General features: G+C 41.7%; 23 protein-coding genes. 16 read left to right on the plus strand and 7 right to left on the minus strand.

Annotated features, from left to right (window positions below):
* Positions 1–13: 13 nt before the first annotated feature.
* Positions 14–1,777 (minus strand): DKNYY domain-containing protein, encoded by a 1,764-nt coding sequence (locus M472_RS28460; protein ID WP_021069248.1) that lies wholly within the window; start codon positions 1,775–1,777, stop codon positions 14–16.
* A 13-nt stretch (positions 1,778–1,790) separates the two neighbouring features.
* The gene (locus tag M472_RS28465; protein WP_144062646.1) at positions 1,791–2,588 is read right to left on the minus strand and encodes a hypothetical protein; all 798 of its coding nucleotides are present in this window, start codon (positions 2,586–2,588) and stop codon (positions 1,791–1,793) included.
* A 219-nt stretch (positions 2,589–2,807) separates the two neighbouring features.
* On the opposite strand from M472_RS28465, the gene M472_RS28470 reads away from it, so the two are divergent.
* The 4 genes from M472_RS28470 (at position 2,808) to M472_RS28480 (ending at position 6,911) form a co-directional block, all read left to right on the plus strand.
* A complete protein-coding gene (locus M472_RS28470; protein WP_021069250.1) occupies positions 2,808–3,362 on the plus strand; it encodes a hypothetical protein in 555 nt (184 codons plus the stop codon).
* Between the two features lie 197 nt (positions 3,363–3,559).
* Positions 3,560–4,105 carry a hypothetical protein gene (locus M472_RS0122450; protein WP_021069251.1) on the plus strand — a complete coding sequence of 182 codons (546 nt, stop codon included), beginning with the start codon at positions 3,560–3,562 and terminating at the stop codon, positions 4,103–4,105.
* 149 nt (positions 4,106–4,254) lie between these two features.
* Positions 4,255–5,001: a LytR/AlgR family response regulator transcription factor gene (locus M472_RS28475; RefSeq protein ID WP_021069252.1), complete on the plus strand. Its 747-nt coding sequence runs from the start codon at positions 4,255–4,257 to the stop codon at positions 4,999–5,001.
* Positions 4,998–6,911, plus strand: a complete 1,914-nt coding sequence (locus tag M472_RS28480) for a sensor histidine kinase (RefSeq protein WP_021069253.1) — start codon at positions 4,998–5,000, stop codon at positions 6,909–6,911. Before M472_RS28475 ends, M472_RS28480 begins: the two co-directional genes overlap by 4 nt.
* Before the next feature lie 35 nt (positions 6,912–6,946).
* Here M472_RS28480 and M472_RS28485 read toward each other — a convergent pair whose 3' ends face one another.
* Positions 6,947–7,321 carry a hypothetical protein gene (locus tag M472_RS28485; RefSeq protein WP_021069254.1) on the minus strand — a complete coding sequence of 125 codons (375 nt, stop codon included), beginning with the start codon at positions 7,319–7,321 and terminating at the stop codon, positions 6,947–6,949.
* A 179-nt stretch (positions 7,322–7,500) separates the two neighbouring features.
* Here M472_RS28485 and M472_RS28490 point away from each other — a divergent pair, with 179 nt between their 5' ends.
* On the plus strand, positions 7,501–7,881 hold the full coding sequence (locus M472_RS28490) for a single-stranded DNA-binding protein (protein ID WP_031301431.1): 381 nt from the start codon (positions 7,501–7,503) through the stop codon (positions 7,879–7,881).
* Between the two features lie 90 nt (positions 7,882–7,971).
* Here the strand turns inward: M472_RS28490 and M472_RS28495 are convergent, their stop codons facing one another.
* Complete coding sequence (locus M472_RS28495; protein WP_144062647.1) at positions 7,972–9,381, minus strand: alkaline phosphatase; 1,410 nt, start codon at positions 9,379–9,381, stop codon at positions 7,972–7,974.
* A gap of 133 nt (positions 9,382–9,514) precedes the next feature.
* On the opposite strand from M472_RS28495, the gene M472_RS28500 reads away from it, so the two are divergent.
* Both M472_RS28500 and M472_RS28505 read left to right on the plus strand, forming a co-directional pair.
* The gene (locus M472_RS28500) at positions 9,515–10,786 is read left to right on the plus strand and encodes an OmpA family protein (protein ID WP_021069257.1); all 1,272 of its coding nucleotides are present in this window, start codon (positions 9,515–9,517) and stop codon (positions 10,784–10,786) included.
* Positions 10,787–10,901: 115 nt separating this feature from the next.
* A complete protein-coding gene (locus M472_RS28505; RefSeq protein WP_021069258.1) occupies positions 10,902–11,204 on the plus strand; it encodes a hypothetical protein in 303 nt (100 codons plus the stop codon).
* Here the strand turns inward: M472_RS28505 and M472_RS28510 are convergent.
* Entirely contained in the window at positions 11,196–11,753 is a 558-nt protein-coding gene (locus tag M472_RS28510) for a lipocalin family protein (protein ID WP_021069259.1), read from the minus strand. The two genes, M472_RS28505 and M472_RS28510, sit on opposite strands and share 9 nt — an antisense overlap.
* Before the next feature lie 68 nt (positions 11,754–11,821).
* Between M472_RS28510 and M472_RS28515 the strand changes: the two genes are divergently transcribed.
* The 5 genes from M472_RS28515 (at position 11,822) to M472_RS28535 (ending at position 17,266) form a co-directional block, all read left to right on the plus strand.
* A complete protein-coding gene (locus M472_RS28515) occupies positions 11,822–12,283 on the plus strand; it encodes a DUF4268 domain-containing protein (RefSeq protein ID WP_021069260.1) in 462 nt (153 codons plus the stop codon).
* An 11-nt stretch (positions 12,284–12,294) separates the two neighbouring features.
* Positions 12,295–13,101, plus strand: coding sequence for a S1/P1 nuclease (locus tag M472_RS28520; RefSeq protein ID WP_021069261.1), 807 nt, complete (start codon positions 12,295–12,297; stop codon positions 13,099–13,101).
* A 154-nt stretch (positions 13,102–13,255) separates the two neighbouring features.
* Complete coding sequence (gene guaA / locus M472_RS28525) at positions 13,256–14,806, plus strand: glutamine-hydrolyzing GMP synthase (protein WP_021069262.1); 1,551 nt, start codon at positions 13,256–13,258, stop codon at positions 14,804–14,806.
* Between the two features lie 4 nt (positions 14,807–14,810).
* Complete coding sequence (locus M472_RS28530; RefSeq protein WP_031301433.1) at positions 14,811–16,073, plus strand: ABC transporter substrate-binding protein; 1,263 nt, start codon at positions 14,811–14,813, stop codon at positions 16,071–16,073.
* 11 nt (positions 16,074–16,084) lie between these two features.
* The gene (locus tag M472_RS28535) at positions 16,085–17,266 is read left to right on the plus strand and encodes an RsmB/NOP family class I SAM-dependent RNA methyltransferase (protein ID WP_021069264.1); all 1,182 of its coding nucleotides are present in this window, start codon (positions 16,085–16,087) and stop codon (positions 17,264–17,266) included.
* Positions 17,267–17,277: 11 nt separating this feature from the next.
* Here the strand turns inward: M472_RS28535 and M472_RS28540 are convergent, their stop codons facing one another.
* Positions 17,278–17,745 (minus strand): universal stress protein, encoded by a 468-nt coding sequence (locus M472_RS28540; protein WP_021069265.1) that lies wholly within the window; start codon positions 17,743–17,745, stop codon positions 17,278–17,280.
* 80 nt (positions 17,746–17,825) lie between these two features.
* Between M472_RS28540 and M472_RS28545 the strand changes: the two genes are divergently transcribed.
* From M472_RS28545 to M472_RS28560, 4 genes are read left to right on the plus strand one after another with little or no spacing between them, the layout of a single operon-like run.
* Positions 17,826–18,572, plus strand: coding sequence for a C40 family peptidase (locus tag M472_RS28545; protein ID WP_021069266.1), 747 nt, complete (start codon positions 17,826–17,828; stop codon positions 18,570–18,572).
* Between the two features lie 18 nt (positions 18,573–18,590).
* Positions 18,591–19,589: a tetratricopeptide repeat protein gene (locus M472_RS28550; RefSeq protein ID WP_021069267.1), complete on the plus strand. Its 999-nt coding sequence runs from the start codon at positions 18,591–18,593 to the stop codon at positions 19,587–19,589.
* Positions 19,590–19,592: 3 nt separating this feature from the next.
* Entirely contained in the window at positions 19,593–20,027 is a 435-nt protein-coding gene (locus M472_RS28555) for an FKBP-type peptidyl-prolyl cis-trans isomerase (RefSeq protein WP_021069268.1), read from the plus strand.
* Positions 20,028–20,030: 3 nt separating this feature from the next.
* Positions 20,031–21,134 carry a serine hydrolase domain-containing protein gene (locus M472_RS28560; RefSeq protein ID WP_081643100.1) on the plus strand — a complete coding sequence of 368 codons (1,104 nt, stop codon included), beginning with the start codon at positions 20,031–20,033 and terminating at the stop codon, positions 21,132–21,134.
* A gap of 4 nt (positions 21,135–21,138) precedes the next feature.
* On the opposite strand, the gene M472_RS28565 is transcribed toward M472_RS28560, so the two are convergent.
* Positions 21,139–21,972, minus strand: a complete 834-nt coding sequence (locus M472_RS28565; RefSeq protein WP_021069270.1) for an MBL fold metallo-hydrolase — start codon at positions 21,970–21,972, stop codon at positions 21,139–21,141.
* Positions 21,973–22,009: the final 37 nt, after the last annotated feature.

Here is a 22,009-nt window from a genome sequence, read left to right on the forward strand (position 1 = left end):
AACTATTGAACATCTAATACACTACACGGCTTTTGATGCCATGTTTTGTCAGTAGATGTTGCAAATCTGCTATATACAGTTCCAGCTGCTCCTTGGTATCCGCATGGAGACTTATTTGACTAGAAAACATATATTTAGGGGAGGTGTTACCATTCCTTAGATGTACCCGAAACTTTCCATTATATCCAGGCTGTCGTAATGCAGTTTCTACAAAAAAGACAACTTCATCAATATCGAATAGTTCATATTGTTTTGACCATAGATTATTTATTTTCAACCCCTTGTCTGTTATGGTGAACGGTTGCGGATTAACTCCGACTTTACGTAAAAACCACAGCACAGCTCTCACTCCTAATGTTAAGCTGAGAATAATCCAGATAAACCAGTAGTTGTTTTCCCGGTGCACGGTCTTTGCTCGAAGTACCTCTTTGCCTTTAATGGGTATCATTCTGCCATCCCTGATCAGATCACGTATTGCATCAGTACGGACATCCTTTTCGAGCAGCTTATTAACAGTAGCTTGGTCCGCAATACGGTATATAGTCTTCCGAATACCTTGGTTATTGCCGAGCTGGTCAAAGTAAAAATAATCTAGGCCATTTTTCCACACTGCACCAAAATTATAGTTCACGGGACCAATTCTTTGCCATGCCGCTGGGTCAACAGGCTCATCCATTTGATAGATATGGGTGGACTGGGATTTAAGCCCAGGATCGCGCCGTCCCCCCCAATGTTCGCTCGTTTCTAAATAAAGCAGTCTTTTGTTATCCAAAAAAATCAGAGGTTCGATCTCTTTAAAGTCCGACCCATGGAAAGGATTTTCATCTAAACGCATTACGTCCTTTTTCACTGCATCATAATAGAATACACCGGACTTACTTAAGAAGAAGCTGTGAAAAATGTGTCCACCATGCAACGATAGTTCTTTATAGGGCGCATATCTCTTATCGAACGGTATGGCATTTACATACACCATACCTTCTTTAGGGTCAACTAGGTAGTTCTGTTGATTTTGAGCATCGAAGGCAAGCGCGTGTAGCTCTGTATTTGCCTGTAGAGGGAGAAGGTCGTTCTTATAGTATACATGCTTGTCGTCGGCAAGATAAACGAAGCTAGGACGAATATCACCGTCATTGTATACTAGTGGTAGCTGCTGTAAGGTTAAGGGGTTCGCTTTGTCCAAAAGCTTACCTTGGTAATAAACGAGCTTACCATTGGTAACTGCACGTGCTTTTAACAAGGTCGTGTACATACTGTTACCCTCTTGTAGGAATTGGAGCGGATAGATATCCCTTTGTGGCTTATCGACTAGTCCTGCGCCGTACAATATTTTTTTTAACACAAAAGCAATACCAGATAGATCCATATTGGGAACACTCATAGGCGCGCAATAGCAGGTCGTTTTACCATCCGTAAAATAGCCTTCGCCCAGAGCCCTGGCTGTAGCCGGATCAAAACCCTTAATAATCTGGTTTCCACAATAGGCATTATTCTTATCTACCGCAAATTGGCGGTTGGAAATACGCTCATCTATCTCCCGAAAACTAGCGACATCCGCTTCCTTGATCAGATAGTAGCCACTACTCGGAACCACCGCGTAAATCTGATTATTATAATTGGTAAATACGCCATTGATTTCCTTACCATCACGGTATAGATTACTTAGGCTAGGCTCCGTACCAAACTCACCTATTATCAACAATATCGTTGTTAATAGCAGAAAGACGAGCAATGTAGCACATGTAATTTTTATTGCCTTAATACCTTTTTTATTCATACCTCTCTTTGTCCTATTTGGAATGGATCTTTAATTTGAAAAATCCCAGTCTTTTATCGTCATCCGTTCCAAAGTAAGTGTTTTTGAAATAAAGCTCCGTGTCGTCTCTCCAAAAACTATCTTTTAAGGTACACAGATCAAACCCTTCGGATGTAAGATGTAAAGGGATCTCTGCGACATGCATATAATAATCTCCATCCATGCGTTGAATGAAATATCCAGAGCATTCCTGCCCTGGAAAATAGCCATTTAAACGGAACTGTTTGTTTGGAGTATATAAGATATACGCCGGATTTCCAACTAGCTCCGCACCAACTGCACCTGTTCTCAAATCGATAGCAAAATCTGAAGAGTGTCCTCCTTCGAACAAAAGAATCTCTTCGGTAGGGTAGTACCGATAGAAACCGATATAGCCAAATTCTGTGTTTTCCAAAACGCTGACTGTATGACCATTAAGGGCACGGATTAGGCATAAGTTATCCCCATCAATAAGTGTGTCTACTTGCATCACTCCTTGGCTAAAACTGACGTTTCCAAACACAGCTCGTCCTTTAAGCATAGCTTTAACTTTCTCAAAATCTTCGATATAGGGTATCGTGTCGGTTTTTAAGACAATCTTGGATTTAGCATCGTAAAAAGATATAGAGTCTATCTTATAGAGACTTATGGTGTCATTGCTGAACAAAAGATCTTCGACTACGGTAGGTTTCTGAATAGTATCTACCGCAATGATAGGCTCTCGCATCGTGCTGCTGCGTCGCTGACAGGATAGAAACAAAGTGCACAGGAGTATTGTAAGTAACTGTTTCATGCGTTGATCATATAGGGTTGAACCTCTGTAAAAGTAGCGTTAATAGGGAATAGTCTTCTAAGTCATTTACAATTCGTCTTGTTTTATTTATAATATGACACGGATTGTAAAGCGAATATGCGAATCGTAAACAAAAAAAATAAGTCAAGGCCACTTTTACCATATTTGTCCGAGATTGAAACACACGAACACACACCCTTATAAAAAAAATGATGACAAATGAGTGTATCACCCGTCTTAGAAAAGCTGCAATTTAGAGCCTTGAATAATCTTAATTACCGTTGGGCAATTGTATTAATTGTGGCTTCAATTATTGTACCTGCTGTTGTTTTCATGACCATCGTAGTGCATTATGATTTAAATAACCTGAGTAGAGGGCAGGTTGTTTTAGCTTTAGGGGTAGGTGGCATTACGTCATTTTTCATAGTTGCTTTCATCTTTTCCAAGTTCCTTGCAATGCTGTTTACGATGACTTTTTATGAAGATCATATGAAGGTAAAATCAGGGAATAGCAGTACCCAATATGATTTCAAACAGATGCAGAGCTTAGAAATCTGGAACAACTCGGATTATGCCAAGTTGATCGTACACTATCACGACCAGAAGATTAAATTCCACGTAGGTTTTGCCAATTTACTCAAAGTAAGGCCTATACTCGAAGTAGAAGACAAGTTAGACTTGATATTTAGTCCACAACGTGGTTTTACCAAACGCGTAGTTAATCACAAAGGAATCTGTAAGATTACCTATACACTGCTCCATCCATGTACTTAATAAATAAAGAACGGATTGTAAAGAGGATAAAGCGTATTGTAAACATATAGCAGTATTGCTAGCTTTATTGTATTATTTTGAAATACAAATCGAATTATACAAAAATACGATTTCCAAGAAGAAGAAAATGATAATAATCTCGGGAGGCCTGTTCAGCCCCCTGGTTCTTGTCAATACGTTAATCACAGTGACCTGATATGTTTAGATTTTTTAAAGAATTATTTAAGGCTGGAAAGACAGAAGTAAAAAAAGAGGAGGGGACAAAAAAGAAGAACAATGATCCGGATAATGTGCTTTCGGAGATAGTATGGACTTTCAATCGCAAACCTTATGACTCGCAAATCGACTTTGATGGGGAGATAGCACGTTATCAAAAAGATATCCTTAAATCGAAGGCTCATTGGAACGGAGATGACATCGCTATTCATGCCTCAGAAATAGAGATTACTTATGAAGCCTGGATTTCAGATTTAGACGACCTGAGGTCTAATGAAGAGCTGCTCGAAGCCGAAGAAGATGTGTTTGACGAGGACAATGAAGAAGATGGTCTTTTTCAGGTTGAGATTTCCGCAAGGTTACATGCTGCAAATGGTATGCACTTCACAGCACTAGACCTGTTATACCAAATGGAACATCAGGTTAGCAATAAAGAACTTGGAGATCATATATTTTTTGAAGGTTTTAGACGCGTACAAGATTATGAACGTCCCTTTCCCTTATATTACATGATTTGTGGCAGTTAGAGAAAGAAGTTTTGGTTATGTGCGTATCTAATCACTTGCAGTATAGTTTATTTGAGTTAAAATCTACTGTTCCTAAAAGTTCGGCATGATTATTAGTAGGTAGAAACGTTATTAATTATTGTAAATTCGTACCCGAAAAACATCAGTACATGATAAAAACAGTTATTATCGAAGACGAACCCGCCGTACGGGAAGAAATAATCTACCTGCTACGTGACGAGAAAGATATAGAATTGGTTGGATGGGCCGATAGCGTATCCTCTGCTGCCGATATCATTACCGAGAAGAAACCGGATTTGCTGTTGATGGATATACAGTTGGTTGATGGGACTGCTTTTGATGTTTTGAAAAAGCTAGATCCGGTTCCTGAGAATATTGTATTTATCACGGCTTATAATCAATTTGCGATCAAGGCGATTAAATATGGTGCTTTGGACTACCTCTTAAAACCGATAGACCAAGATGAGTTGACAGAGACATTGAATCGCTACCGTAGCAGAAGAGACAAAAATCCCCAATGGACACAACAGCTTAACTTGGCCCAGGAGTCTTTATCCGCCACCAACTTACTCCCAGAGCATATAACATTGAGTTCTCTGAATAATGTACGGGTCGTAGCTGTAGCTGATATCCTATATTGTAAAGGAGATGGACCGTATACCTTTTTCTTTCTTAGCAATGGAAAAAAGGAGCTCGTGTCCAAACCGTTGAAATATTACGAGGATCTTCTCCCTGCACCTTATTTTTTACGTAGTCACCAGTCCTATCTAGTTAATAAAAACTATGTATCAGGTATCAATCGGTCCGAGTTTCTCGTTCTCAAAAACCAAGAAGAAATTCCTGTATCTTCGAGAAGAAGAAATTATATAATTAACCTACTATCAGCGCAAAAATGAGTTATCCATTACGCTATCTTTTAGTTGTTTTTTTATTTGTACAGTCCTGTCAGAACAAAAATATAGTTGAGGAATCGTCAGGCTTAAGTGAAGAGATTAAAGCACTGAATGACATACCGCCCAATCGAGACAATATTGATTCGTTGATCGTGGTCTGGCATGCGCTGGACAATCGGGCTATTGAAGGAAAAGACACTGTTCAATCCACAGACATCAAATACAATTTGGCACGTCTGTATGCAATGAAGAAAAGTGATTCCGCGCAATACTATGTCGAACAGGCATTAGAGCTTATAGAGCCTACCAAAGGAAATCTAAGACAAAAAGCGCTTATCTATAATGGGATGGGCAATATTTGGTCGGAAAAGGCCAAAGAACACCAGGCTGGCTACTATTATAACAAAGCAGCAAGTATTGTTTTAAGCGACACGACCGTCCCTTTGTCCCTAGATGCAAAAGGAATTATGTTACTTTCGGCAGCACAGAGTAATAGAAATCTATTCCAGTACGATCTAGCACGCAAAATGCACGAAGCGGCCATGCCGATTACAGACAGTCTGCCTGCTGGACATCTTTATAAGCAGCGTGTATTGGTGCAGTCTATACAGCTCATGGCATTAGATAATACGCCTGCCGATACCATGAAGATCTACTTGGATAAGCTCGATAAACTGCACCATGAAAACCCCATGTCTTATGACATCAGTTTCTATTACGAATGCAAAGCCAAATATTTTGATAGAACAAAACAGTTTGACTCACTCTATTACTATCAGGCTAAGAAAAATCAAGTTGACGAGCAGCGCTTTGAATTTTCGGCAACCAATAGCGTATCGGTCAATACCATGTTTATCAGTTATGTGAATATGGCCGCCACTGCGGTATCACTCAAACAACCTGCCCAAGCATGGGAGGCCTTTAAAAAGGCAGGACAGATTATGAAAGAGTATGAAGACCTGATTGACACGAACAACCTTATCTTGTACCAACGTGATCTGGCATCACTATACCAACTTCAAGGTAATAATGAGCTCGCCTTCACATTAATGAACGGCGTATATAAACTTCAACGTGACTTCTATCAGTCCAAAAACAATCAAGCAATTGCCGAAATGAATGCCTTGTACCAGATACAAGCGAAAGAAAGATCCATTAAGGAATTGAATGATGATATTGCGATCAATAAGCTACAATTGCAGAAGAACAAGCTCTTATTGACCATTACCATATTGACCGTAGTATTGTTGATCGGTGGTATTTTCTTCCTGTATTATTTCTTTCAACAACGAAAGGTTAGACAGGAAAAAGAAAGAATACTACTACAACAACAGTTACTACGTACGCAAATGGAACCTCATTTCATCTTCAACACACTTGCTGCTGTTCAGAGTTTTGTTCGATTAGACCGTAAGGAGATTGCGATAAAGTATCTTAATCGTTTCAGTAGATTGTTACGTAGCAGTTTGGAGTTGAGCCGTGAAAAGGAAGTTCCACTGGACGAAGAGATAGAGGCCTTAGAAAACTATATGAGCTTACAGCAGATGCGTTTTGAAGATGCCTTTGCTTACGAGCTTAATATTCCGGATGAACAAGATCTTGGCGCGATAATGATCCCTCCGATGCTTATTCAACCCTATGTGGAGAATGCCGTTTTACACGGCGTGGATTTCAACGATCATACAGGGCGAATCATTGTTGATATGAAGTTACATAAAGACATTCTTGAGGTGACTATAACAGATACAGGCAAGCAACAGGAGCAGAGAGTGAATACACACCGATCCCTTTCCGGAGCAATCAGCCAGGAGCGTATCATGCTATTGGGCAATAAAGCTAAAATAACAAGTGGTCCTGCCGAAGGAGGCCGAGGTACTAGAATCGTATTACTTATCCCTGTTGTCTACGCATAATGCCTCTGATACCATAGATAAGATAGGGGATAGGCTTATTCCGTTTCGTTAAGAAGGTTCTTATTTTTCACAATAAGATACCGTTGTTTTTCCAATGGTAGAAAACCATACTCATAAACGAAATAGTAAGTCTGTCCCTTGGATGTTAGTAAATTATGGGTATGGTATTCCTTGTCGAACCCCAAAGTCAACAACCGGTCTTCATTTACCTGTACCATCTTTTCATCTCTGAGCAACCCTGCTAGTATTTTTCTGTTTTTATAAAGCTGTCTATTGATTTTTCGAACAATATTGCTCTCATCTGTATTCCGACGGTTATTATAGCTACTACGACAAGCATCATTACAGAAACGTTTATCAGAACGTCCTTTAATAGGGGCTAAGCACTCCAAACACTCTTTCTCTTTCATAATTTAACTTTCATTTATCCGTTTGTATCCGATTATAAACGGATATAAACGGATATAAACGATTAACATCCGACTATTCGTTGAGTTGGTTATAATTTTGGTTAAACCTTTGGCAATCAATACGGACATTGCCAAAGGCGAAATTACTTATATTTTTTGATAATTTAAATTTTACGGAAATGAATGCTTTAATGAATCAAGTCCAGCTTATTGGACGCTTAGGTGCCGATGCGGAAATCAAAACTACAAGTCAAGGAGCTAGAGTCTCTAATTTCAGAATTGCCACGAATGAAAGACTGAAAATGAACAACGGACAATGGAGAGAACTTACACAATGGCACAGCTGTGTGGTATGGGGAGATCTCACGAAAATTGTCGAACGATTCGGTCACAAAGGAAACTTATTCATGATATCCGGGGCGTTACAATATCATGAATACACTGATGTGCATGGCATCAAAAGAAATGTTGCCGAAATCAAAGTCAGTCAGATCCTAGTTCTGGATAGCTCCAGATCAGGTATTCCAAGCGATGTGGAAGAACAAGAAGAAGCCATTTAAAAGAATATGCTAGCCTTTATTTAGCAACAAAAGAAAAAGCCGGAATTTTTCATGAAAAATTCCGGCTTTTGTTTAAACTAAATGTACTAATTAAAAATCGAGTCCAGCCACTTCTGCTATCTTTTTAGGGATATCTGTATTGTCTAGTTTTTGATGGAATGTTTCGGCTCCTTGACCAATAGCATATACAGGCACATACGCTGCAGAGTGATTTTTAGAAGACCAAGCTATACTTCCCAACTTATTCAGCAACTCAATGCTGAGTGTTGCAATCTTGTCGTCACTCGCGTATAAACTTTTTTCTGTTTCATTATGATGGTCTATAAAGCTCTTTTTATAAGCCTCAAAGATAGGAGCCTCTGCTTTTTCAGAAACCTTCAGTACTGACCATAATCCCAGGTTATCGCCCAATAGTTTTTTTACTTCATCCCAGCTTGCGTTTGGATTACTTTTTCTCAATTCTCCAATTTTAGCCGATAGTGCACCTTGGGATACTTTCTGATGTGCTAATATCCTCGTGTTTAATGTAGAGCTTCCGTTACCGATTCCCAGGCCGCCCGTCTCATGATCAGCCGTAACGACGATAAGTGTCTCTTTCGGATATTTTTGGTAGAATTCATAAGCAAGCTTTACTGATTCATTAAAATCCAACACTTCTTGTATAGTTGTAGCACCGTCATTTGCATGGGCAGACCAATCGATTTTACCGCCTTCCACCATAAGGAAGAATCCTTTATCATTATTGGTACTTAATGAGGTTATAGCAGCCCGCGTAATGTCCGCCAATTTAAAATCATCCACTTCTTGATCTATGGAGAATTTGAGGGAGCTCGCATCCGTACCATCGACATTCATCAATATTATACGCTGACCTTTGTTTTTCTCCTGGTCAAATGCTGCTTTACCTTTTATAATTTTATACCCTGCTTTTTCCAATTGAGGAACCAATGCGGGCATTTCTTTCTTGTCAAATGAAGTGTTCGGCTTCAAGAATCCCGAGCCCGCAAAGAAATCAAAGTTAGACTTGATAATATCTTTTCCGATCTCGTAATACATATTTCTATGTGCTTGGTTAGCGTAAAAGGAGGCTGGCGTAGCATGGTCAATACTCACACTAGTGGTAACTCCGACTTTCAATCCTTTGGCTTTGGCAGCATAGGCAATACTCTTATAGGCGATAGTCCCGGTACTATCCATACCTATGACACCATTCTTCGTCTTTTTTCCCACCGCTAGTGCTGTACCACCGGCACCAGAGTCAGTCACACCATGTGATAGCGAGTTTGTAGATGCAAAACCCACATAAGGAAACTGTGTAAATGCCAAAGGCTCAGTTCCATTGATGCCTTTCAATTCAGCTTGGTAGATTTCGGCCAGATTAACCTGATTCAATCCCATACCGTCACCGATGAGATAAAAGATGTACTTAGGTTGCTGTCCAAACACATGGACGCTAAAAATAACAGATAGAAACAGTAAAGAAAATCTTTTCAATAGCATAGTCAATTTAAATAGTTTGGTCAAAGATAACATTGGAATATAAAGTTATTGTTAAACTACACAAATAAAACCACTCAAACAAAAACGTTACACCTTTGTTAAGTTATAGGACAACCAATAAAATTGTAATGTTATGGAAAACAATATCTTGCAAAATATTCGATCTTACTTCACAGAAGAGGTTATAGACAAGCTCTCAGGCCACTTAGGAGAAGATAAGGAAAAAGTAGCGAAAGGCGTCAATATCGCAGTTCCTTCACTTTTATTAGGGCTTCAGAACCAATCGAAGGACGGGCTCACTAGCATCTTCCAGTCTGCCAAGCATTTATTCGCTGGTTTTGATCTGCACGACGCCCTTGGGAAATACTTTTCCAAAGACGACCAAGGGGAGAGTGCACACTTTGAGAGTGATAATATTACGAGCGAAATATTCGGAGACAAATTCACTGGTATTACACAATCTATCAGCAAGTACCTTGATATAAGTCCCGAATCTGTGCGCAGCCTGTTTGGTGCTTCCGTACCAGCGGTCATCTCGGGAATAACCCAAAAAGGAGGACATTGGGATGTCGCCGAAGTCGGTCAGTTACTCCAGACCAATCGATCTTCGTTTGCTTCTGCCATTCCTGCTGGACTTGGGCTTGGAATGTTTGGCAGCCTCTTTGCCAAGGCCGATGTTGCAAAAGAAATCGGTGGCCCCAACAATAGTGACGCCAATTCACCAAGCCCGGCTCCTGCCTTGGTACATACCCAAGGTGAAGCCAATAAAGCTAAAAAAGGAACTGGCATGTGGTGGATTCTTATCTTAGTCCTTATTGCACTCCTATGGTTTTTATTTGGCAGAGGCTGTGACAGTGACAAAAAAGCGACTTCCGAAACGGCTAATACTTCCCTGGATAGCAACGAGCATACAAAGCCTGATAGCAGTACAGGTAGCCATCTAGTGGATGTCAAACTTCCAGATGGAGATAGCCTTAAGGCATTTTCTTCCGGCATAGAAGAGCAACTCGTACAATTCCTGCAGTCCGATTACAAAATATGGAGTGATGAACAGCTGAAAGAAAAATGGTTTGACTTTGATAACCTCAATTTTGAAACTGGGACTGCTACTGTTACAGCAGACAGTCAGTTTCAGTTAGTCAATATAGCACGCATCCTTCGTTTATTTCCGGACGCTAAGATCAAAATAGGAGGGTACACCGATAGAACTGGTGATGAGACTGTCAATAAAAAGATATCACAAGAACGGGCTGATGCGGTAAAAAACTACTTGGATAAAGAAGGCTTGAGTACACAGGTTGTCGGAGCTGAAGGCTACGGCTCAGAGTTTGCGCAAGTAGCTTGGGATGCTCCAGATAAGGAACGGGCCAAAGATAGACGCGTTGCTATCAGTGTCAGAAAGTAAAATTTGACGAGGTGTTCCATAATCGGAACACCTCGTTTATTCCTTTGCAACTATATCAAAAGTTTCCTTACTTTTGAACGATGCCTTTTATCAAGGCCTAGTGTCGTCTTCAAGAATGGATATACTTATAAAAAAACAGTTAGAGCAGGAGTTTGAGACTTATATGTTTGGTTTTTTCAACGAATTCAAACGCTTTTCGCTCGAGGACTTTGGAAGCTTTGCTACTACGTTACTCAATTATTACATCAATAATAACAGACTGCCACAGTCCGACAAATCCGAGGCTTCCTATTATTTGGCAACCCTTTACAACAAGGGGATAGGCAACCGTATCACCGAAGAGCATCTACAGGTTATTTCCAGAACCATTGCAGACGATTCCTCCATTGATTTTATGGTTGCGCAGCGCTTACTCTAAGCCCTCTGAAAGATTCGGTTCGTGGAATGTCCATACCAGATCCTTCACTGCGTAGCCTGACAGCTCCGCGTAGCCCAGGTATTTGTCCCTTACTTCTGTAGGTATTGTCTTTGTACGGGATAGTATCCACATATAATCCAAGTTATCGCCAAACACCAAAGCGTACTCGTAGTTACCATCGATATGCATGATATGATAACCTGAGTAGAAAGGTCCAAAAAAAGAAACACGCAAATTTCCTTGGTTCGGTTCTCCCGACAGCTTTGCTTTACCCACGGATTGCTTTAGCTTTTGCGTGCGCATATGAATACCGCTATTCACTACACGTATACTTCCATCTTCATTCGTACTGTATTCCGCCTTCACATCCTTTAGGTTCTTCTCCCAATAGAAATCCATGCGCGCTATTTCATACCACACACCAAGATAGCGATCCAGTTCAAAATCCTGTATAACTGGAAGCTTGCTTTTCACAGGTTTCCATATATTGTAAACTACTGCACCGGCAGCTGCACCGACCAATAACAAAAGTGACTTCTTTTTATCCATATCAATTTAATAACAGACATAAACTATAAAAGTTTAATCTATTTTTTAGTTTTGTAAAAATAAAAGATTTGTATTCTAGAGAAGAAGTAAAAAAACTGAAAGAGGAATTCTGGACCACCTTTGGTCAGTATATGGCAGGAATAACCTCTTCTGATAGCGAGAAAATCAACTGGGTCAACTACAAGACCGGAATCAAACAGCTGTATTTTCGAATGAATGCATCCAATAAGTCCGCGATTATCATGATAGAAATGACACATCCCGACCAAGGTATCCAAGCATTGCTATATGCCCAGTTTGAAGAGCTGCGCCCTATCCTGCACGACACATTAGGAGAGGAGTGGGAATGGTACCCTGAGCACCACGATGACTATGGAAAGCAAACCGCCCGTATAGCCTGCACACTTGATAAGGTGAGTATCTTTAAAAAAGAAGACTGGCCCAAGCTTATTTCTTTTTTAAAACCACGAATCATTGCCTTGGACGAATTCTGGTCCACGGCCAAATATGCATTTGATATTTTTAAATAACTATAGATAGAATGAAAACAAGAACAATACGTTTAGTCACTTTACTATTGGTGTTATTCTCCGTTGGACAACAGCAGCAACTATTTGCCTGGGGCATGACAGGACACCGTGTCATTTCCGAAATTGCCGAGCAGCACCTCAGCAAGAAGGCAAAGAAAAACATTGCAAAGATTATTGGCAAGCAGCCCATTGCTTACTGGTCCAACTGGGCCGATTTCATCAAGTCTGACCCAGATCCTGCTCTCCATAAAACGGGATCATGGCACTTTGTAAATACACAAGGAAACCTGAGTTTCGAGGACTTTACCGCTACATTGAAAGCATCGCCAGAAGACAACCTTTACAAAGCTTACCTTCGTGTCAAAAACGAGACCAAGGGCAATAAAAATCTTACTGCCTTGCAGCAGCAGCAAAACCTCTACTACCTTGTACATCTCTTTGGTGATGCCCACCAACCGATGCACGTCAGTAGAGCCGAAGACTTTGGTGGCAATAAAATAGAAGTTTCTTTCTTCGGTCGCAAGACCAATATCCACCGTGTTTGGGATTCTGATTTGGTAGAAAACGAAAAATACAGCTATACCGAATATGCGCGGGTACTCGATATCTTCGATAGCAAGCATTACCATCAATATCGATGTTCTTTTGAGCAGGCACTTTATGAATCGCACGAACTGGCCAACAGAATATATAAGGATGTCGAGTACAACGCCAACCTGAGCTACAAATATATCTACGACTACAAGTACATCATGGAAGAATGCTTACTTAAAGCAGGCATCCGTCTAGCGTATGAGTTGAACGAGATTTACGGATAAAGGTCTCATTTCTAGCGGATATTATAAAACCCTATGGAGGATTCCCCATGGGGTTTTATATTTATTGAGCCAACAAAGAGAGCCTTATCTATCATGAGTAGAAAGTGTAATATTTTTTTTGTATGTTTTCATCCGTTAATCGTACCTTTGCGCTATGTCTGAAAAAATAATAATCCTTGATTTTGGTTCTCAATACACCCAATTAATCGCACGTCGGGTTCGCGAATTGAGTGTATATTGTGAGATCCATCCTTTTAATAAAGTTCCTGACTTAGATGATACCGTGAAAGGGGTTATCTTTTCAGGCAGTCCTTATTCGGTCCGCCAAGAAGACGCACCACAGATCGACTACAAAAGTATCCAAGAGAAATTCCCGCTATTAGGTGTTTGCTATGGCGCACAGTACCTGGCACAACAAGCTGGTGGCGAAGTCTTACCTTCCGAGATACGCGAGTACGGCAGAGCGAATCTACAATTTGTAGACAATGACAATGCCTTATTAAAAGGAATCCCTGCACAGTCGCAGGTATGGATGTCCCATGGGGACACAATCAAAGAGGTTCCAGCAGGCTTTAATATTATAGCAAGTACAGATAAGGTACGTGTAGCTGCTTATCAGGTAGCTGGCACCAATACCTACGGCATACAGTTCCACCCGGAGGTAACGCATAGTACAGACGGACAGATGTTAGTCAAAAACTTCGTTATCGACATCTGTGGATGTGCGCAGGATTGGACTTCAGAATCTTTCGTAGAGAGCACAGTAGCAGAGCTAAAAGCCGATTTGGGCAATGACCACGTTATTATGGCTTTATCTGGTGGAGTAGACTCTACTGTAGCGGCTGTATTATTACAGCGTGCTATCGGAGACCGTTTACACTGTTTCTTTGTAGACCACGGTTTGTTACGTAAAGGAGAGTTCGAGCAAGTATTGGATTCATACAAAAACATGGGACTTAACATCAAAGGTGTTAATGCCAAAGAACTGTTTTACACCAAACTAGCTGGCGTAACTGAGCCGGAGCAAAAACGTAAAATCATCGGAGGAGCATTTATCGATGTATTCGACCAAGCGTCCAAAGACATACAAAAAGAACTTCCTGAAGGAAGTGAAGCAAAATGGTTAGGTCAAGGAACGATATACCCGGACATCATCGAGTCTATCTCTGTAAAAGGACCATCGGCAACGATTAAGTCACACCACAACGTAGGTGGATTGCCTGACTATATGAAATTAAAAGTTGTAGAACCTTTAAAGACATTATTCAAAGACGAAGTACGTCGTGTAGGAAAAACGCTAGACGTAGATCCTAACATCCTGAATAGACACCCTTTCCCAGGTCCTGGATTAGGAATTCGAATTTTAGGTGATATAAATGAAGAAAAGGTACGGATTTTGCAGGAAGCAGATGACATCTATATACGTAACTTAAAAGAATCAGGTTGGTATGATAAGGTATGGCAGGCTGGAACAATTTTCTTACCTGTTCAATCCGTTGGTGTAATGGGAGACGAACGCACATATGAGCACGTTGTCGCATTACGCGCTGTAGGTTCACTCGATGGAATGACTGCAGATTGGATTCATTTGCCTTATGAATTACTAGCTAAGATATCGAATGAAATAATCAATCATGTTAAAGGAATCAACAGAGTTGTTTACGACATCAGTTCAAAACCACCAGCAACCATTGAGTGGGAGTAAAAAATTGAGAAATTCAAGTTTATTAATAGCTCTTGCATTAGCTTTAGGTGTATCTTCGTGTACACCTAAAGTTGGTGTTTTACGTGCCCCGGATTATAAGGGCAACGTGGGCAACAACAGCTCCAAACCAGGAGATACAAACAAAACACCAGACGGTAGTAGCGAGACCGGCGAGTCAGCCAAAGAAAATGCCACTAAACGCTTTATGGGACGTAACATCTCTTTGGTACTTCCTTTTCAGCTCGACCAGATTTCCGAAAATGCACTCGCTGAGAAAGACATCAAACGCGCTGCTTTAGCATTGGATTATTATCAAGGCTTTCAGCTAGGATTGGAAGAGTTGGCAAAAAAAGGGGCAGACTTCAATCTGAATGTACTGGATTCCCGCGACAATGCCGCCTATAGTGGTAACCTAGCACTCTCGTCGACTGTTGAAGAAGCATCCATTGTAATCGGTCCGGTATATCCGCAAGAGATAAAAGCTTTCGGTAGCAACCTCAAAGACAAAGAAACACTGCAGGTTAACCCTTTGGCTGCTTCAATGCCTACCGAGTTTAACTTACCAAATCTCGTATCGTTAACTCCGCCGATTAAAGCTCACAGCAATGCGATTGCCGCTCGGGCAGCTCGCGAATATAGCGCCGGTGATGTCATTATTATCTTTAACACCACAGATTCGGACGGTAAGCAATTTCTAAATGGTATGTCGACGGCTATCAAGCAGGCTAAAAACAATGTACGTATTGTTTCTGTATCCTCGCTAAGCCAGCTTAATGAGAATCTCTCATTGACAGGCACCAATATCATTGTCACAGGTACAACGGATAAGAATCAGTTGAAAAATCTGTTGACTAATCTGATAAAGAAATACGGCGAAAACACGTACAACTTCAGCCTCTTTGGCCATCCGCTATGGGAGCGCTACGATTTTAGTATGTATGCTGGATTTGCGGACTTAAATCCGACCATCACCACAGAGAGTAATCTAAAAACATGGTCTGCTGCTGTAAAAGCATTTAAAGATACTTATGCTGATACTTATGGTGTACAGCCATCTGACCAATCGTACAAAGGTTATGACTCCGCACTTTACTTCGGCGGACTGATTAACAAGTACGGAGCAGACAGACTAAAAGAAAAATTAACAAAAGAATCCTACAATGGCTTGTTCAGTTCTTATAAATTCAGATACAACGAAGCTTGGGGATATGCAAATGAATCCGTAGCCTATCGCACCTACCGCGGAGGTTCATTTCAGCTGCAATAAAAAAAACGATAATGGAAATTAATGAAAGACGAGTCTCACAACAGCTGAGGAATTTTGAACGTGCCCTTACGGGATATGATAAAAAAGAACCCTTAGCGAGATACCTGACTCGCTTTTTCAAAGAAAACAAACAAATGGGGTCATCTGATAGAAAGATGACCTCTCGTTTTTGTTATAACTATTTCCGCCTGGGCAATGCCTATCCACAGGAAAATCCTATAATGCGACTTGTAGTTGCCGAATACTTATGCGAGCAGCATTCGGACCTGGTCAGTCTACAGCATCCGGAGTTGGCTCCATCCATACAGCAATCCCTATCCGAAAAAGTAGAAATAGCGAGCCAACTGACGGACTTTGATATAGATCAGCTTTTTCCTTTGGATGATGGACTTTCCACGGCCATAGATAGAACGCTATTCCTGCAAAGTCATTTTATACAGCCCGACTTATTCATTCGGGTAAAAAGAGGACAGGAGGAAAAAGTACAGCAAATCCTACAGCGGGAAGGCGCAGTTATAAACTCCGTTTCGGAACAGATCATAGCACTTCCTAACGGCAGTAAACTACAGCATATAAGAGGATTGAATGGATTATATGAAGTACAGGACCGCTCATCGCAGTACACCCTAAATTTTATGGAATCCGGCGCTAATGAAAGCTGGTGGGATGCCTGTGCTGCTTCGGGAGGCAAGTCTTTATTATTCCTGGACAAATACCCGACCACCAAGTTACTGGTATCGGACATCCGGCTTTCCATCCTACGCAATCTAGACGAACGCTTTATACAGGCGAATATCACACAGACCTACCGCAAGAAAGTCGTAGATCTAACTGACGCAGAAAATGTAAAAGCGGCCTTACAGGACGAGCGTTTTGATGGTATCATTGTCGATGCTCCTTGTTCCGGCTCAGGTACCTGGGGCCGTACCCCCGAAATGATGCAATCATTTGATGTTAACAGACTACAGTATTTTACAGATTTACAAAAGCAGATTGTAACTCAGACGATCCCTTTTCTCAAGACCGGAAAGCCCCTTATTTACATCACCTGCTCGGTATATCAAGCTGAGAACGAAGCGGTAATCGACTATATCGTAAATAACTTCGGTATGCGCGTAGAGAAGATGGAGGTTATCAAGGGATACGAGAGTAAGGCGGACAGTATGTTTGCAGCCCGCCTCCTCAAAGTGTAATCAATACAAGCTTAATCACACTTACTAGGGATTACCAAAACAGGGCATTGTGCCTTGCGGATAACCGATTCCGAAACGCTGCCCGAAATAAAATGTTCGAATCCAGTTTTTCCATTGGTCCCTAGTATCAACAAGTCTGCTGCCCACTCGTGAGCTACAGTCAATATCTCCTCGCGGATATTACCCACGCGGGTGAATGTAAATATCTCTTTGACCGAAGTAAAGTCGGCCGCCAATCTATCCAAGTATTCCTGTGCCGCCTGCTGCTGTATCTCCGCCACCTCTGCCACGATAATCGGTTGCTGTCCCAACAAAGGGTCTGCACCGTAAGAGGCCGGAGAGGTAGGAGGGATTACTGTTACCAGCGCCAAGGTGGCTTCTTGTCCTTCCAGTATGCTGTGCGCATACTCCATTACTTTATCTGAACAGGGACTATCATCTAATGCCAATAGTATCCTCTGAAATTTGGAATATCCCATAATAATTTAGTTTTTTAGAAGTATCTTCGTTAGTTTAAGAACAAGAATATATAATTATTGTTTTAAAAATAAAAAGCGAAATGGTTTTATCAGCTTGCAATCTTAATATACTTCCTCTTCGGGCCGAGGCATCGCACCGTAGCGAAATGGTCACCCAGGTTTTATTTGGGGAGGCTTTCGAAATTCTAGAAGAAGGTGTAGACTTCGACCGTATCCGTCTTTTGGACACCTCTTATGAGGGCTGGATTCAAAGGCATCAGTCAGGGCAGCTCGCTACACTGCCACCTACCAAACACATTATTGGCCTAGCAGGCGGCAAGGCTCATTCAACAACACATACGGTACAGCTTCTTCACGGCACACCGGTGCCCAGCAACAGCCTCCAAATCGGAAGCGAACTTTATACCATAGAAGGTGCAGTACGTGAAGGTACTCTAGATGATTTTGATGTCGAATTTCCAAAATTAATCCAACACTACAACAATAGCCCTTACCTATGGGGAGGTCGTTCGCCCTATGGCATAGACTGCTCAGGCTTCAGTCAGGTCGTATACCGTCATTTTGGGATAGCACTAAGAAGAGATGCGTGGCAACAGGCTGAATCTGGCGACACCGTTAATTTTCTTCCCGAAATCAAGGCTGGAGATCTGGCTTTTTTTGACAACGAAGCTGGACGCATTACCCATGTAGGCGTCATGATTGACAATGAGACGATTATACATGCTGCAGGTCGGGTACGTATTGATAAAATGGACACCGAAGGCATATTCAACGACCAGCAGAATAAATACACCCACAAGCTACGCATTGTAAAGCGCTATTTTTAAATCCCCGAATTCCATATTTTGAAAGAGAAAAATCCCTATCTTTATCTTCCCAGCTCACAGCTATTTCCATACAGCACTATTCAAAAACCAATAGAAGAAGATAATTATCTCCTATCGGTTGCCACTGAGGCTTGTGCTCTAATCCGTGCCGGAGACAATGCGCAAGCGTTAGAAATTTACAGCTCTGCCATCGAGCAGTACCCCCAATATCCCTTCTTCCATGCCTGTAGAAGCCTATTGAATCAAGCACTAGGAGATGAAGAAGGCGCCTTTTATGACTATCAGGTTGCCAAAAAATTGGACTTCAACTACCACATATTCCTAGAATGGCAAGAGAATAAAGGCAGCATGCTGCTCGCCCCCGAACTCGAAGAACTGAATCGGGAGCTACAACAAAGCAACCCCCATGCACAGCCTTATATCAATCGCGCAATGCTATGGGTACAACACTTTGATTACGAGCTTGCTATTGCCGACTATCAAAGCGCTTTAGCACGAGATAATAATGCCCAAATACGCGTTTCTATGGCTGCAATATACCTACGTATGTTGCGTTATGATAGCGCTTTAGAACAGCTCCAATTGGCATTGAACAGCGATAATCAGTTGCACAATGCGTACCTGTACCGCGCTAAACTTTATGTATCTATACATGAAAATGAAGCCGCATTGAAGGACTTCGAAAGCGCCTTAGAACTCACACCAGACAGCACAGAGGTATTGGAAGAACGTGCCGGATACTACGAGCGCATCGGGGACTGGCAGTCAGCTATTGCCGACTATACAGAGGTTATAGCGCGAAATCCCACCGATTTCTACTGCTATGTGATGCGTGCCGACGCTCTCGAGCATACTGGAGCCTGGCAGGAAGCCATTGCCGACTATGACGAAGCTATCCGTTTGAATCCACACTATTCGGATCTCTATCAATACCGGGGCGAACTCAAGGAAAAATTAGGGGATGAGCGTGGTGCCGCTATGGATTTTGAAAAATATGAGGAACTGGAAGACGAATAATATATGGCCAAACCTAACGCATATCTCAAGCGCATCAAGGATGCGGCTGCTAAAAATCTCGCAGAAGGGGAGCTCTTTTTAAAGGAAAATAAAGCGAAAGAAGAGATCATCAGTCTTAGCGATACATTGCAATACGAAGTCTTAAAGCAAGGTGAGGGTGTCAAACCTAGTTCTAAGGCCAAAGTACTCTGCCATTATAAAGGTCAGTTACTAAATGGAGACGTATTCGATAGTTCCTACAAAAGAAAACGTCCCGAATCTCTCCATATACCCGAGCTAATCCGTGGCTGGCAACAGGCTTTAGTTCAGATGCCCGTAGGCAGTACATGGCGGCTTTATATACACCCGAGCCTAGCTTATGGTTTTGAACCCTTAACCAAAGAAAGTGGTGGAAATTGTACATTGATATTTGATATTGAATTGATTTCAATCCTATAAGTTATGCGATACGGTCTCTTTTTACTTAGTTTTTTTGTCGGTATGTATAACAGTTCAGCGCAACAGCTCCAATCAGTCATCGCAGCCCATTACCCAAAGGCCGACGAGCCGGGTGGTATTGCTTTTACAGCGTTCCGAGGTCAAGCCGAGTTTTCACCTTTCGGTCGGGCCGAGCTGAACAAAAAAACAGTCATAGGAGCAGAGACCGCATTTCGCATGGCCTCCGTCAGCAAGCAGTTTACCGCTATGGCGACCTATTTATTAATCAAAAAAGGAGCACTCCATTTCGACACCCCGATCCGCAAGATATTGCCCGAATTACCAGAGGCCACCGCATCCATCACGATCGACCAACTGCTACAACATACCTCCGGTATCTGGGATTATGAGGCAGTGATCCCTGAGGGATTACAGCACCAACTGAGCGATACCGATGTACTGCAACTGTTGGTACCTATAGACTCGGTATACTTTCCGGCAGGAAGCACATTTCGCTATAGCAATACCGGATACTGTTTATTAGCGGTCATCGTAGAGCGTGTTTCCAAAACGGATTACGCTACGTTTGTCTCCACCCATATTTTTGAACCTACAGGTTTGAAGCAGGCACAGATCTATACTTCAGAATGCATTATTCCTAATAGGGCATATGGTTATCATCCTACCGCAACAGGTTTCCTATTTGCGGACCAAAGCAACACCAGTGCCACCAAAGGGGACGGAGGAGTATATATTTCTGCACAGGAATATACACGTTGGATGAATAGCAATAATCCACTATGGGACAAGGCATTTTGGGAAACTGTAATCCGCCACAAAGTACCTTTACGAGACGGGATCTACTACAGCATGGGCTTATTTGTGAAAATGGATAAGAAAGACAAAATTCAAGCGGTATTCCATTCGGGAGAGAGCACAGGTTTTCACAATGCGGTCTTGTTCCAACCTCAAGAACAGCGAACTGTCTGTCTATTCACCAATAGAGACGATCTGATTATCAACGAGGCTTACGATGAGATACTGAAAATCTACCAGGCAAAGCCATTGAATACGGAGGAGCCTCTTTTCCAATGGCTGAGCAAGGTATATGCAAACGAGTGGCGATAAATGCCTAGATTTCTGAAAATTTAAAAATATCCTTTACCCGAATCCCCTTTTCGGTATGCTGTAGCGTGCAGCATTCATTGGTCGGGTCGTGTTCGAAAAACAGGATATACTCTTTTTCTACAATTTCCTGCCAATAAGACTGGCGTTCGTCCATCGTAGTAAGCGGACGTACATCATAGCTCATCACATAGGGAAGTGGGATATGTCCGACAGAGGGCAACAGGTCAGCCATGTACAGAATGGTTTTCCCCTTGTACGTAATCTGTGGTAACATCATCGCTTCCGTATGTCCAAAAGCATAGCGTACATCGATATGGGTATCATAAGCTTCACCTTCTTTCAGAAACTTCAACTGTCCACTCTCTTGGATAGGCAGTATATTCTCCTTTAAGAAAGACGCTTTCTCCCTGGGATTCGGTTTTACCGCCCAATCCCAATGTCTTTCGTTGGACCAAAAATGTGCATTCTTGAAGGCCGGCACCAATTGATCACCTTCGCGAGCAATAGCACCTCCACAATGGTCAAAATGTAAGTGAGTCAAGAAAACATCGGTGATATCATCGCGGTGAAATCCATGTTTTGCAAGTGACTTGTCCAAGGTATCGCCGCCATGTAAGTGGTAATGTCCGAAAAACTTATCATCTTGTTTATCACCCAATGCCGTATCCACCAATGTTAATCTTTTTCCATCTTCAATAAGGAGCAGACGGTTGCCCCAGGTACAGAGGTTATTGGAATCCGCAGGATTCGTACGTTGCCATATCGACTTGGGGACAACACCAAACATGGCACCTCCATCCAACTTAAAATATCCGGTATCTATGCTATAAAGCTTCATTTCCTTGATTCTTTGGTTAGAAACAAACCTACATAAA

Source organism: Sphingobacterium paucimobilis HER1398, assembly GCF_000416985.1.
GTDB lineage: Bacteria > Bacteroidota > Bacteroidia > Sphingobacteriales > Sphingobacteriaceae > Sphingobacterium > Sphingobacterium paucimobilis.